Origin of the sequence: Streptococcus danieliae (genome assembly GCF_009767945.1) — a bacterium.
Taxonomy (GTDB): Bacteria; Bacillota; Bacilli; order Lactobacillales; family Streptococcaceae; genus Streptococcus; species Streptococcus danieliae.
Window position 1 is genome coordinate 1 of the sequence record NZ_WSRS01000051.1, and the last position, 13,683, is coordinate 13,683.

At 43.2% G+C, this 13,683-nt stretch carries 13 protein-coding genes and 1 pseudogene; 3 read left to right on the forward strand and 11 right to left on the reverse strand.

Annotated elements, in window-relative coordinates:
- Nucleotides 1-114 precede the first annotated feature (114 nt).
- The 4 genes from E5983_RS06125 to E5983_RS06140 all read right to left on the reverse strand — a co-directional run bounded on the left by E5983_RS06125 (nucleotide 115) and on the right by E5983_RS06140 (nucleotide 3,062).
- The gene (locus tag E5983_RS06125; RefSeq protein WP_160333003.1) at nucleotides 115-819 is read right to left on the reverse strand and encodes a B3/B4 domain-containing protein; all 705 of its coding nucleotides are present in this window, start codon (nucleotides 817-819) and stop codon (nucleotides 115-117) included.
- A gap of 153 nt (nucleotides 820-972) precedes the next feature.
- On the reverse strand, nucleotides 973-1,884 hold the full coding sequence (locus tag E5983_RS06130; protein WP_160333004.1) for an alpha/beta hydrolase: 912 nt from the start codon (nucleotides 1,882-1,884) through the stop codon (nucleotides 973-975).
- An 8-nt stretch (nucleotides 1,885-1,892) separates the two neighbouring features.
- Nucleotides 1,893-2,495: a DUF1349 domain-containing protein gene (locus E5983_RS06135; RefSeq protein WP_160333005.1), complete on the reverse strand. Its 603-nt coding sequence runs from the start codon at nucleotides 2,493-2,495 to the stop codon at nucleotides 1,893-1,895.
- A gap of 15 nt (nucleotides 2,496-2,510) precedes the next feature.
- The gene (locus E5983_RS06140) at nucleotides 2,511-3,062 is read right to left on the reverse strand and encodes a sugar O-acetyltransferase (RefSeq protein ID WP_160333006.1); all 552 of its coding nucleotides are present in this window, start codon (nucleotides 3,060-3,062) and stop codon (nucleotides 2,511-2,513) included.
- Between the two features lie 150 nt (nucleotides 3,063-3,212).
- Here E5983_RS06140 and E5983_RS06145 point away from each other — a divergent pair, with 150 nt between their 5' ends.
- Together E5983_RS06145 and E5983_RS06150 are read left to right on the forward strand one after the other, a co-directional pair.
- On the forward strand, nucleotides 3,213-3,677 hold the full coding sequence (locus tag E5983_RS06145) for a GNAT family N-acetyltransferase (RefSeq protein ID WP_160333007.1): 465 nt from the start codon (nucleotides 3,213-3,215) through the stop codon (nucleotides 3,675-3,677).
- A complete protein-coding gene (locus E5983_RS06150) occupies nucleotides 3,674-4,159 on the forward strand; it encodes a glutathione peroxidase (protein ID WP_160333008.1) in 486 nt (161 codons plus the stop codon). Before E5983_RS06145 ends, E5983_RS06150 begins: the two co-directional genes overlap by 4 nt.
- A 73-nt stretch (nucleotides 4,160-4,232) precedes the next feature.
- Here the strand turns inward: E5983_RS06150 and E5983_RS06155 are convergent, their stop codons facing one another.
- The 3 genes and pseudogenes from E5983_RS06155 to E5983_RS06165 form a co-directional block, all read right to left on the reverse strand.
- Complete coding sequence (locus E5983_RS06155; RefSeq protein WP_160333009.1) at nucleotides 4,233-5,255, reverse strand: aldo/keto reductase; 1,023 nt, start codon at nucleotides 5,253-5,255, stop codon at nucleotides 4,233-4,235.
- 1,263 nt (nucleotides 5,256-6,518) lie between these two features.
- Nucleotides 6,519-6,758, reverse strand: coding sequence for a bacteriocin (locus E5983_RS06160; protein WP_237397594.1), 240 nt, complete (start codon nucleotides 6,756-6,758; stop codon nucleotides 6,519-6,521).
- Between the two features lie 1,016 nt (nucleotides 6,759-7,774).
- A pseudogene (locus E5983_RS06165) lies at nucleotides 7,775-8,828 on the reverse strand (IS630 family transposase).
- A gap of 79 nt (nucleotides 8,829-8,907) precedes the next feature.
- Between E5983_RS06165 and E5983_RS06170 the strand changes: the two are divergent.
- Nucleotides 8,908-9,759, forward strand: a complete 852-nt coding sequence (locus tag E5983_RS06170; RefSeq protein ID WP_160333010.1) for a VOC family protein — start codon at nucleotides 8,908-8,910, stop codon at nucleotides 9,757-9,759.
- Nucleotides 9,760-9,896: 137 nt separating this feature from the next.
- Here E5983_RS06170 and E5983_RS06175 read toward each other — a convergent pair whose 3' ends face one another.
- From E5983_RS06175 to E5983_RS09880, 4 genes are all read right to left on the reverse strand, one after another.
- Nucleotides 9,897-10,550 carry a putative quinol monooxygenase gene (locus tag E5983_RS06175; RefSeq protein WP_160333011.1) on the reverse strand — a complete coding sequence of 218 codons (654 nt, stop codon included), beginning with the start codon at nucleotides 10,548-10,550 and terminating at the stop codon, nucleotides 9,897-9,899.
- Nucleotides 10,547-11,452, reverse strand: a complete 906-nt coding sequence (locus E5983_RS06180; protein ID WP_160333012.1) for an amidohydrolase family protein — start codon at nucleotides 11,450-11,452, stop codon at nucleotides 10,547-10,549. Before E5983_RS06180 ends, E5983_RS06175 begins: the two co-directional genes overlap by 4 nt.
- Nucleotides 11,453-11,465: 13 nt before the next feature.
- Nucleotides 11,466-12,110 carry a pyroglutamyl-peptidase I gene (gene pcp / locus E5983_RS06185; protein ID WP_160333013.1) on the reverse strand — a complete coding sequence of 215 codons (645 nt, stop codon included), beginning with the start codon at nucleotides 12,108-12,110 and terminating at the stop codon, nucleotides 11,466-11,468.
- A gap of 159 nt (nucleotides 12,111-12,269) precedes the next feature.
- The gene (locus E5983_RS09880) at nucleotides 12,270-13,277 is read right to left on the reverse strand and encodes a coiled-coil domain-containing protein (RefSeq protein WP_160333014.1); all 1,008 of its coding nucleotides are present in this window, start codon (nucleotides 13,275-13,277) and stop codon (nucleotides 12,270-12,272) included.
- Nucleotides 13,278-13,683 lie beyond the last annotated feature (406 nt).

Here is a 13,683-nt window from a genome sequence, read left to right on the forward strand (position 1 = left end):
GGAGTCGCTATTGGGTTCACCGGTAGCAGGTGCCCTCAGAGGACTTTCACCTCAGATACACGACATGCCCGTCGTACGTCAAAAAACTTGCGATAGAAACCGCAAGTTTTTTGACTATAAAGTCATAGGACCCGATTCTCGATCTAAAATCTGAGTCACAGCTTGACCGCCCAGGTATGTTTGAGCCTGCTCTACAATAAATTGCAGGGCAGCTTCTAAAGCCTCTTCCCTACTTGGATCCAATAACTCAATCACGAGAAAGGCATTCTGACTATCTTGCCGAATCATAGTCCGCTCCCCATCTCGCCAATTAAGGCAGCGACAGACAGCTCCAGCCTCATCCTTATAACACAATTCTCCAGGTAGAGTAGGGCTGTTTTCATCGCTACCGATGAGATAAAAATCATCTCCACCCTCAGTCAAACCAAGCTCTAGGTTTCCCTGAAAACGATCCAAATCCTCTGCTCCACAAGGCAAGGCATAGCGTAGACTAGCCGCATTATAAATATCAACCAGCGGTAAAATAGTTCCCACTGGTTTGCCACTCTTAGCCCGTTTCAAAAGAGCTTCAATACTGGACCGGGCACCTTTTTTCGTCTTAAATTTTTGGAAGGCTTGGCGATAAACTTGAATGACCGGATTTTCCGCAAAGGGTTCCTCTTCTACAAACGACTTGGCCATCTCATTGCTCTCCACTAACAGCGCCTGAAGTTCTCTTGGCGACTCCTCTAGCTGCCGATAATTTTTAAGCAAAACAACCCCAAGCTTTGCATCGGGAAAGAGATCCCAAAAAGATGAATCAACGATAAAATTTGTCATAACTGGCTCCTTCCTAGCACCACAAGGGGAGAAAAAAAAACAGCAATGTAAAAGTATCTTCTAAGACCTAACGATACTTTCAAATGCTGTCACTCGGTGGCACTTCCATTAAATTTAATTTTTTATCATTCTACCACAACTTATGAGTTTTTGCTACTCTCGTAGAAATTCTTCCAAGGCAGGCAAAGCTATTTGATTAAAGTTCGTATCAATCCAGTGCCCTCCTCCCTCGACCGTCACTAGTTGAGAATTGGGAAAGACTTTTAGAGCTTCCAAACTATAGGAATAGGGAACCACATCATCGACAGTTCCATGAATCAGCATCACAGGCGCCGTCACTTTTTTCATTTCCTGCTGGATATCAACCGACATGGCATCCTTGAGATAGATGGAACCTAACTGGGCATTGCGGTGGGTAATCACATCCGGTAAATCTTTCGGTGACTTAACACCTAAACTAGCATAGGTTGCCTCCACATCATCAAAAAGGACAAAGGCCGGGAAAATGAGTGCTAGTTTGTTAATTCGATCGGCATGCTCTGCTGCATAGAGGGTTGCGACAACACCACCCTGGCTCGCCCCTATAAGCGTAACTTGGTCTCCTTGGACAAACTTTTCTTTTGACAACTGATTAACAACAGCTTCTAGATCTGCCTTTTCTGTCAAGACCGACATATTGAGCATATCGGTGCCGCCACTTTTAGAAGCTCGACTACCTCCATAAAAATCAAAACGGTAAACTAGATAACCCTGCCGTGCCAGCTCCTCAGCATAATCTGCATAGTTTTCCAAGGTGTTGTTAAAACCATGAGCAATCACCAGGAGTGGCCGCTTTTCCTGCTTATAGTTGGCATCCGCCGTGATCACACCTACCAAGTTCACCTGGTCCCGTTGAACCTGATAGTCTTCATGAACGATGCTACTAGATTCTTGCAAGGAAAGCTCTGTGTTTTGGGCTTGAACAACCGTTTCTGGGGTTGGACCCTCATAATTTTTACGCATAAAAAACCAAAAACAACTCAAGGCTAATAACAGAATACTAAAAATATAAATCCCTTTACGCATACTTCCTCCTACTTATCCGGTGCCTGACCATCATGGGGATTCCAAAGGCAAGGACCGAGCTGGAAGTCCCTAAAATAAGCCGTAAATGAAGACTCTTCTGGTGAGCAAGCATAGACACCAAACGAAATCTTACTGCTAGCTTGCTCGAGATAGCAAATTCGCATTTGTTGAAACTTCAATCCATCAACAGAATTCTCAATACAAAAATCCTGACCCCGGCGACTCAGACGATAGTACATTTCCTTGGTCTCTACAGGAATTTGAACCGTTGCCCAATCTGAAAAACCATTTCTCGTAACGACAGAGCCGAGGTGTTGAAATTGTTGATTCTCATACTCAACGGAGGCCTTCAGCCAATTCTCAGAGTTCAAATAGACAACAATACCAGCCTGGTCAAAACGTTGCTGACTCTCCGCGAAATCTACTTTGACGATAAAGGAGAAATACTCCCCCGCTGACTCTCTCAAGAACATGGGTGCATTATCATTTACAAAATGGTAATACGTTTTTTGCCACAAATCTGTATGAGGAGCAGTTGTCAAAGAAAGCACATCTGAGCCAACTTCAAACTCCTGGGGAGGATTAATCCAAATAAACTGTGTCAAATCCATAGTTACTACTGCCTCCTAAGATTCAATCACTTTAATGACTTTGGCCGGATTACCAGCGAGAACAACATTATCCCCAAAAGATTTGGTGATAACAGCACCCGCCCCGGCAACAACATTATCGCCCAAGGTAACTCCTGGCAGAACGGTTACGCCGCCACCAGCCCAGAAATTGTCACCAATGGTAATCGGTGCTCCGTATTCCAAACCAGCATTGCGCTCTTCTGGATCCAGGGGATGGAGGGGAGTCAGAAATTGGCAGTTCGGACCAATCATGGCATTTTTACCAATCCGAATGGGACAAACATCCAGCATGGTCAAATTCCAATTGGCATAAAAATTCTCACCAAGATGGATATTAACCCCGTAGTCACACACAAAACGTGGTTTCACAGATAGTTGCTCACCTGTTGAGCCAAACCACTCTTTTAAAATCTCTGCGCCAAGATGGCGGTCTTCTTGTTCATTAAAGGCTTTTTGATAGGCCCTGGAAGAGGTGACTAAGGCCCTTAACTCAGGGTCCGCTGGATTGTAGTACTGTCCCGCTATCATTTTTTCAAATTCAGACATCTGATAATCTCTCCTCAAAATACACTACCACCATTATAGCAAAACCTCACTCCTTTAGTGTAAGAATTGAATGTCAAGGAGGGCTTAGGGTATAATGGTTGCTACAAGGTCGCATCCAACAAAAAATACTAGTCGAAAAGGAACTTTATCATGTCGATTCGTCAAGCAGAAACCAAAGATATCCCAGCCATCCTCAGCCTGCTAGGAGAAATTCTCGCCGTCCACCACCAGGAACGTCCGGATATCTTTAAGGCTAGCGGCAGTAAATATACAAGTCAGGAACTAGACCAAATAATCACAAGGGCTGAACAAATGGTCTTTGTCTATGAAGAAGAGGGGCAGATTCTGGGTCATCTCTTCTGCCAAATCCAGGAGCCCCATGGCAATGTACTCCAACCCATCAAAACTCTCTTCATTGATGACCTCTGTGTGGCTAGCACTGCCCGTGGACGTGGAGTCGGCCAACAATTATTCGCTTTCGCCAAACAATATGCGCGTGACCAGGACTGCTACAATCTGACACTAGATGTCTGGACTGACAACGCTGCAGCTATCCGCTTCTACCAACGCTTAGGACTACAATCACAAAAAATCCGAATGGAGGAAATCTTATGACAGACACGCGCACCATCTACAATTTCACAGTACTAAGGCAAAATCAAGACCTACTTTCCCTGGACCACTTTAAAGGGCAGGTCCTCCTCATTGTCAATACAGCAACCGGTTGCGGGCTAGCCTCTCAGTACCGAGAATTGCAGGCCCTCTACGACCGCTATCAGGATCAGGGCTTTACCATTTTGGATTTTCCCTGCAATCAATTTTTAGGCCAGGCCCCTGGAAGTGACGAGGACATCAACCGCTTTTGTGAACTTAACTACCAAATCACCTTCCCTCGGTTTGCCAAAATTAAGGTCAACGGGAAAGAAGCTGATCCCCTATTTATTTGGCTCAAAGACCAAAAACCCGGACCCTTAGGCAAACGGATTGAATGGAATTTTGCTAAATTTCTCATCGATCGCCAAGGTCAAGTGGTCACACGTTTCGCCTCCAAAACGTCCCCCCTAGCTATAGAGGAAACCCTCCAACAACTCCTATAAAGAAGGTAAAAGTCCTTAGTTGTAAACTTGACTAAGGACTTTTGCTTTTCCCCAAAGGCCAATGGCCTAGAGATTATTTCAGTTTCTGCAGGTTCCGTTTCGCTCCCTTAGCCAAGGCCCCCACCACTGGATGAGGAAGATAAAGCTCATCTAAATAGGCTATATCTTCTTGATTCAACTCCAGTCCAAAGGCTCCTACTAAATCATCTAGATAAGCATCTTTGGTAATACCTAAGACTGGGCTATGCATCCCCTTTTGCCACAGCCAAGCTAGAGCCACTTGACTCCGGCTACGCTCATACTTGGCCGCCAAATCTGCCACACGCGCCACAATTTTCCGATCCTCTGCTTCGGTACCATCGTACTTAGCACGGGCGCTTTGATCCGCCTGACTGCGCGCCGTGTCTGCTGACCAATCCCGCACAATCCGCCCTGCAGCTAATGGGCTGTAAGGGACCAAGGCCACTCCTGTCTCCTGACAAAAAGGAATCATCTCTCTTTCCTCCTCCCGATAAAGAAGATTGTAATGATTTTGCATTACGGAAAAAGGAGTCCAGCCCCTCTTGTCTGCCACATATTGGGCTTGCTGGAATTGCCAAGTATACATGCTAGATGCCCCTAAATAAAGAACTTTACCCGAACGAACCAAGTCGTGAAGAGCCTCCATGGTCTCTTCAACCGGTGTGTCATAATCCCAACGGTGAATATAGAGTAAATCGATATAGTCTGTTCCCAAACGCTTAAGACTTTGCTCCACCTGATGAAAAATCGCCTTTCGTGAAAGCCCTCTGGTATTGGGACCATCGCTTTGGCCATCCCCATAAAAAACTTTGGAAGCAATCACCATTTCTTCTCTTTTTGTAAAATCCTTCAAAGCTCGTCCGAGAATTTCCTCACTCGAACCATAGCTATAGAAATTGGCAGTGTCAAAGAAGTTGATTCCCAGATTCAAGGCCTTCTGGATAATTGGGCGACTGGCGCTCTCATCCAGAACCCACTTGGAGTGAAAACCACGCGCTGGATCGCCAAAACTCATACAGCCCAAACAAAGCTTGGAAACCTCCAAACCTGTATTCCCTAATCTTGTATATTCCATGACTAACCTGCTATATCCAGATATATAGCCTTCCTTTCTAAGTTTTATGGACACTTCGCTAACCATTTTATCATAAGCAGAAGCTATTTAGCCGGGAAATTCATGAACGATAACACCTTGGAGAGTCGCAATCTCCTGATTATCACGCTGTAACTTGATTCTCATTTAAAAATCTGTCGAGCAGAAAAAGCCAGGAACAAGGGACTCTAAAGCTCTTGTTCTTGGCTTGAGCCAGATTGACAGTGATTACTCAATAAAAATACAGCAGCACAGGAAGCAGAAGCCAACTATCTGCTCTTCCTTTCTAGATAATGGTTGACCATATAAGCTGAACTTGTAGCTGCAATGACAATCCACTCTCTACATTTGTAAGTGCTGTCGCTATGTAGACAATCACTAAGGCCAGGATATTGTAGTACATTCGTTTTAAGATGTATTTCATCATTAGAAATTAATCCGGTCATCATAGGGAGGGACACTTATAACTTTGGAAAATTAGGTAAGCCTCCTTGATGAAGCTTAATGACTGCTATCCTTGCTGGCTTCTATTGTTTAGTTCGGGTGAAATGATCTCGCTTCTTAATTGTTAGGATCGGGTGAAATGACCTCGCTCTTTAATTGTTAGGCTCGGGTGAAATGACCTCGCTCTTTAATTGTTAGGCTCGGGTGAAATGACCTCGCTCTTTAATTGTTAGGATCGGGTGAAATGACCTCGCTCTTTAATTGTTAGGCTCGGGTGAGGCTGAGACAAAAGTCTAGCCTCATTGACTTTGGTTAACAAAATGCCTTTGACGCAGTAGCTGATTGGCCTCTTCGTTCGCTTTTCAAGCTCGGAAGAGGACCTAATCAGCCTTGCGGGGGTGGGACTACGAACTAAATTTTTCCAAATTTAGTTCTGTCCCACTCCCATCTCCTAGACCTTTTTCATCTATCGCCTCGTTTTTTCTCTATATAGAGATATAAAAATCCAAAAAAGAGGCCTATAGTTCCAGGTATTAGAAGCCAATCAATCAGTAAATCCATAGTAGTTCCTTTCATATCCGATTGTAGTTTTTTCAAAAGCGGAAACCCAGCTATTCACCGAATAGCCAGGTCTCGTAAACACTATTTGTTCTCACAATTTTGATTTACAATTTTTTTGAGTTTTTCTTTTCTTTTCGAGGATGTGCCAGCATCCAAACAAAGACTGTAAATCCTCCCAGAAAACTATAAAACCCGTGTTCAAATAACCATTTTAGAGTATCCATTATTACTACCTTTCTATTACCACCAGCAAGTAGCTCCATAGCCTGCAGCAGCTCCTGCACCACCAAGAACTGCACCAATTGCAGCACCAGCTGGACCTCCAGGAGATCCACCAATTGCACCACCAATCGCGCCATTAACAGCTGCTTTGCCGGCATCTCCCCAAGAACATCCACCACCAAGAATACCCATGAGGACATCCACCACCAAGAATACCCATGAGGACATCCATTGAAAGAGACTGAGCAACAGTGTCATTAAAAGTAGTCATAACAATGACCTCCTAAAAAATATTGTCAGATTGATCATCCGACTTCTACAGTGTAACAGAGTTCAGACGGTTTCCAACCAATATGTCCTAAAATGTCACGAGAACGTCCTGAATAGCAGTTTTAGTTTTTTCCTACTCCTAAATAAAAAAGCTCAGGGATTAAAGTTCCCTCCATCTAACCTTTCTCCTGATTCTACTTTAAAAACCACACTATCGTCCTCTCATCCTGAATACTTTCAAGACTGGAACTAACAGTGTGGTTTTCCTAAAATATCCTCTAATCCTGTTTCTAGGAAAGTAACAGGTCTACCATGATCGAAGTAAGTATCATGATCCACAGAATCCTACTAACAGACTGCTTCTCCTTTTTACTCCTCCCAACAATCGAAGTCTTCACGATCAAGACATGAAAACTAGCGGCTACCAGTAACAAAATAAGATGTTTCCAAACCATTTCTACAAAGCATCGGATATCCCTGATGCTAAACAAACAACAGCCGCAGCAGCTGTTGTTACAGGTCCTGTTGCCGCAAAGAATAGCTCAAAATTCAATTTTTCACACATACAGATATCCCCTTTCCTTCTAGTTTCCTACCATACCGCCTATAGTACCAATACGGGCACCTGTAAGTCTGCAAAACCTACTCCGCTTCCTTCTGCTACTATAATAGCAGTGTTTTTAGCATTTTACAATCTTCTCTACCATCGCTCCACAAAATACACAGTAGATAAAAAATGGACTCTTCTCTTTCCGCCCCCAGTATAACAGAGAAGAGTCCGTCTCCAACCAACATGTTCTAGAATGGTTTGAAATCGTCCTGAATAACCTATTTTATATTTTCCAGTTCTAAGATATAAAAGCTCGATTATCCAAGCTCAATCTTCTCCCTATCACTAAAAAGCTTTTGAGTTGTTTTTTCGTTTACATAAGCTAATACTCATTTAAAATCAAAAGTTGAAAAATAATGGATGCTTAGTTTTGAAATACAACAATATAAAACCACTACGTATCTAGAAAGGACCTTGTCCATTCTCTATTCACAATGGATTTTAAGGTTTGGTGAGATAAGCTTTGAATAACAGCTTGAAGTCTGTCAATGACAGCCTCTAATGTTGGAAATGTTTGATTTTTGAATCCACATTTTCTTATTTCAGACCAAACTTGCTCAATTGGATTCATTTCAGGAGTATACGGTGGAATAAAAGTAAACTCTATATTCGATGGAACTTCTAAGGTCTGTGATTTATGCCATACAGCATTATCCATAACTAGAATAATGTAATCATTAGGATAGGCTTGGGATAATTCCTCTAAAAATTTATTCATCCAATTAGTGTTACAGCCACCTGCAATGATAAAGAAAGATTCCCCTGTATGAGCATCAACTGCACCATAACAATAACGATATTCACGGATATGGTGACTGCCAACTACAGGGCGTTTTCCTTTCGGAGCCCAGCAAGCTCCTAGTTTACTAATACGACCAAAACCGGCTTCATCTTGATACATTAGACGAACTTTTTCATAAGGCTTCCTGGAAATAAAGCGCTTACTCGCTTTTTCCTGAAATAAAGATTTTATTTTTTGACGCTAAAATCGTTTCAGCGTCTGCTTTTTTAGGATGTTCTGGACGAGGACTGACTTTACGCCAACCATGTCTTTTCAGAAGGGCATAGAATCCCTCACGAGTTGTTTTTCGACCAACTTTTTCTTGATAAGCTGTGAACATCTTATCCACTGTTAAGAATTCACCTTCTAGAGATGCGGATAATTGTTCATTTAGAAATTCTTTTTCTTCTTCAACAGAGAGGTAAAAGCGTTGACGACCACCACGACGATCTTGAACAATACCTTCTAGCCCTTTTTCCAGGTATTTTTTAACCTGATTAGCAATAGTTTGGTGAGAGTACCCAACTAGTTGGCTAATAGCCATTAAAGTCATTCCTTCATGACGAAAAAGAATAGACTAGATGCGTCTATGATAAGTAGCGTAGTCTTTATTTTTAAGAGCTAATCTCAATTCAGTTTCTTGTTGTTTATCTAATTTCAATTTCATACAATCTATTATAATTCAAAATTCGATTTTTATTTAGTATAAAATGGTAATTAGCAGTAAATTTTCAAAGGAGAACCTTATGTACCATTCACAATTTGAACTCGGGGCCGTTGCCTTAAATGTTCGTAACCTTGCATTACAAAGTCTATTTTACCAACAAGTTCTAGGACTTGAAGTTCTAGCTGAGACAGACCAACAGGTAGACCTAGGAGTAGGCGAACAGGTTCTGATCCATCTGTTAAAAACAGAACAAGAGGGTTCTGTTGCAGCTAGTTATGGCCTCTACCACTTGGCTCTGGTACTGCCCAGTCGCCAAGATTTAGGAACCATCCTGCGTCACTTTATTGACAACAAGATCCCTTTGCAAGGGGCTAGCGACCATGGTTATAGTGAGGCAATTTACTTAGCGGATACGGAAGGAAATGGCCTCGAAATCTACCGCGACCTCCCCCAAGAAAACTGGGATATTCGTGAAGATGGTCGCATTATTGGGATTACCGAAGCCTTGGATGCCGATACCATCTACCAGCTTGGACAAAGTAGCCAACAGGGATATCGTCTGCCCCTCGGAACCCGGATGGGTCATGTACACCTCTCGGTCAAAGATAGCGAAAGTGCTAGCCGTTTCTATCAAGAGGTGCTGGCTCTGGAGGACAAATTCTCAATCCCATCCGCAGCCTGGCTGGCCTCCGGTAACTACCACCACCATCTAGCTGTCAATGAGTGGGGTGGTAAGCATTTACAAGAGCGTTCAGAAGGGCTGCCTGGTCTCGCCTACTATACAGTTGTGTATTCACAACCTGATCATTACCAAGCCACCATCGCACGCGCCCGTGCCGCTAACCTCGAACTGGAACAAGTTGGTCCAAAGGCTAGCTTTGTCGATGTTGACGGCATTAAAACCTTGCTAGTGCTGGAAGAAAAGCAATAAGAACCAGGGATTGAGCAAAAAATCCTAAACATAACGAAGGACTTAGAATAACCTTGGTAAACTATTATTCTAAGTCCTTTTTAGATTTCCTATTCTCAGTAACAGAGTGTTACTCAGTCTGCTTCTTACTACTAGTTTCAGTTAATTTCCAATCTCAGCTTTCCTTGACTCATGCTGACATCGTTGATCAAGTCCAGGAGTTGCTTATCCAGGACGAGATCCTTAGTCTCTGCCAGATACTTTTGGAAATGACTGGTTTCCCGATGGCCTTGATAGGCAGCCTGGCTGGCATAGACTTCAAAGAAATACCAGACCTGGGGTTTCGCCTGATCCTGAACTGCATACATAGCCAAAACTCCGTCCTCCTCTTTCAAGGAGGTTTTCATATTTTTCAGCACACTCTCTGTAAAAACAAGCTGTCCTTCAACACTCGTCTCCACTCGGGCGAATTTCAGGTAATAGTGATCTGGCCCAAGCCAAGTATCGGAATCTAATTTTTCCGCAAGGAAAACAGGATTTACCTCATAGGCTGTTCGCTCTCTTAACCGAGACCCTGCCTTGGACACATAATTTTGATATTGCTCCGATGCCCGGTGGGTCGCATAGGCCGCTTCCCCTTCATAAACCTCAAAAACAATAAAGGAACCCGAAGCATCCACTCGCTCTGCTACAAACATCGCCAAGGTGCCAGGCTCCTTGCAGTGGGAGGTCCGCACATTATGCACCCCTACCTCATGCAAGAGCGCCCGATCCTGAGCCTCAACACCAATCGCAAATACATTCACTCTCATTGCATCATCCTTCTAAAGTTTTGGGCAAAAATGGCATCCTTATCCAGGTCGGAAATTGGCAACTGGTTGATGGCCTCCACAATCACCTCTGTTGCTCCAGCCGGTGCGATGCCAAGAGGGGCATCGGTGCCAAAGAGAACCTGATCTAATCCAAAGTACTCCAGCGTCAACTCAAGGGCCTTGGAATTCCCAAGAATCGCCGTATCAACATAGAACTTCTGGAAGTCTGCCGCTTGTTCCGGCGGTAAAATATGCCGAATCCGCTCTGCGAAAAAAGGAATCATAGCCCCTGCATGGTGGACAATCACCTTCAAATCAGGAAAATCCTGGAAGATCCCAGCCTGAACCAACTGCAACATGGCTTGGGTCAATTCATACTCCCACGAAAAGACAATGTTGTTATCCGGCTTGCGCTCATCAAAAATAGGGTGCAGCCAAATCGGTATGCCCAAGCGCTGACAAGTTTCAAATATAAGCCGATAGGCTGAATCCGCAATAGACTTCCCTAAAGTCCGCGTGAACAACTGGACACCTACCAACACCTCGGACTCCGCAACCTCTTCCAGAATCTGAACCGCCGCCTCCAAATGATTCATGGGCACCATGGCAACACCCGCTACATACATATCCGGCTGACCAGCCACGACCTCAGCTAATTCCGCATTGGCCTCCCGACAAAGCGCGGCAGCTGTGACCGGATCCACATAATCCTCCGGATTCACATTCACATAAGACAGAACCTGCTGCGTCTCGCCATCCCAAAACTGACGTCGCTGGTCCAAATCCGTCAACAACGGATGCTGAATAAAGGGAAAAAGTTCCGGCAAACGTGGCTCTATGGCCAACATTTTTTCATAAAAACCGGGTAACAAAACATGGGCAAAGACATCAATCTTAGTCATCCACAGCCCCTCCTTAATGTGTAGTTCCAGCAGCTACTTTCATATCCTGTCCCTCATGCTCTACCAAGAGTTCTAGTAAGACCAGCACCCCCTCCAACATCTGCTCTAGGGACAGCGAAGCCACACCTGGCTTATTCTCCACCTGCTCTGGCAAATAAGGTAGATGGAGAAAACCTGCCCGCAAAGCAGGACGATGCTGACTAGCCCAGTGCAACACCTCATAGAGAACCTGGTTGCAAACAAAAGTTCCCGCTGTATTCGACAAACGAATCTCTTGACCCCGCTCTTGCATCCCTGCCAACAAAGCCTTGAGGGGCAAGGTCGAAAAATAAGCTGCCGGTCCCTCAGCTCGCACCGGATCATCAATCGGCTGCTCCCCTGCATTATCCGGAATCGGTGCATCCATCACATTAATGGCCACACGCTCCAAGGTCAGACCCTTACGTCCCCCAGCCTGACCCAAACACAAGACCAGATCCGGCTCCAACTCACCCAACACCGATTCCAGTTCTGCCCGAGCGCCACCAAAAGCTGTCGGCAACACCCGCCAAACCAACTCATGCCCCAAGATTTGATCCGGTAGACGCTTAACAACTTCCAGAGCTGGATTCATGGCCTCTCCATTAAAAGGCTCAAAAGCTGTTACTAAAATTTTCATTGTTTCCCTCAGATTGACGAACTATAAAAAATTGAATTCCCGTTTCACGCAGCAGGAGTTCAGTTTTCCAAGACACGATTACGATTCCTCTTCCCCCCAACACCACCTGATGCATTTCAAATGAAGATAAGCGATACTGCCCACCAAGCCATTGTTTATCTAGAGTACCTTTTTATTAATCTCCGATACGTTATTCTTTCCTGCTCTACTATCACTAGGTGTTTTAGCCATGACGATAGTATAACGATTATCGTTGTAATAAGTCAGCTTATAATGTGTACCGTCTTCTGATACTACAAATCCCAACTTTTTCAATTCTTGCTTCAATTTTGAATTTATTCCCTTATAATCAGTTAGTAGACGCTTTATTTCATCTCGTCTGTTATTCAAAATATCATCAATTTCATTTTGCTGAACAATATCTTGAATAATATGTTTCTTACGAGTTTTATCAGACATCCCACCTAGAGAATCTGATAAAACAGACAGAACAAATGCTCTTTTCTCTCCTTGGAAAAACTCTTTTTCAGTTCCACTAGATAAAAAACCTTCATTTACTCCCTGTCTATTAAAAAACTCATTTTTATAATACTCTAGTTCGTTTTCCCTGTCTAAAAGTTTAGAAGTTAATCGTTTATTCTCTTCCTCCAAATCATTCATTTCATCACTAAAAACCCTAAGAACCTCGTCTGTTTCCTCCTTAGTTTTTTCCGCTTCAGCACGCTTTGCTTTTTGACTTCTAAATCTATCTTGAAACAAAGACGTGAGAACACCATCCCATGTATATAGATAGGGAATCGTCTGCTGATTAGTATAATGAATAATATCTCTTACAATACTTTGACTGACAACATCTGGATCAAAGTGCTCGAGCACCCTTCTACGTTTCTTCTGAATCATATCTGTTTGATAGTAGATTCCAATATTGCCGTTATATTCATTTTTGTCATCACAGAAGCTACGAATTAAATCATTCGAACTAACATCTTCTTGAACAAAAACGTGTGCAACTCCTTTTAAAGCATAGGACAATTTACCAACATCAATGGGAGTTCTATTTAAAAACGTCTTTGAAACATATACGATAGGTAAATCATATACCTTAGCACCATTAATAACTTCCACCAACATCTGATAATTTTCATCATTTATCCAATAAGGATTCATAGTAATAGGAAGATTGTTATCGTCTAGCACATATCCCTTTTCAATCAATAACTTAATGAATACCGGAGTTTTAAATGATCTATCTACATTAAGGGCACCTCTAAAAACTCATACTTATTGTCGCCTTATTTCAAATAAGTAGTTGGTAGTGTAGTGCGGACGTGAGCAGCCTCCTTCGGAGTCTCATCACTAAATTTTGAGCCAAGGTCTCAAAATCTCCGCCATCTAGCAGTTGTTTCCAACTGCTGATGGTTCCACTACAGTAGAAATACCTGCTTTTCTTTATTTTCACTCCCTAAGTTTTATGAGATAATAGAACTACTAAGATCAACGAGGTACTATCATGCTATTATTTTCCGACGATGAACGACTTCTAGAAAAACTGTCACAATTGGGAAATCAACTA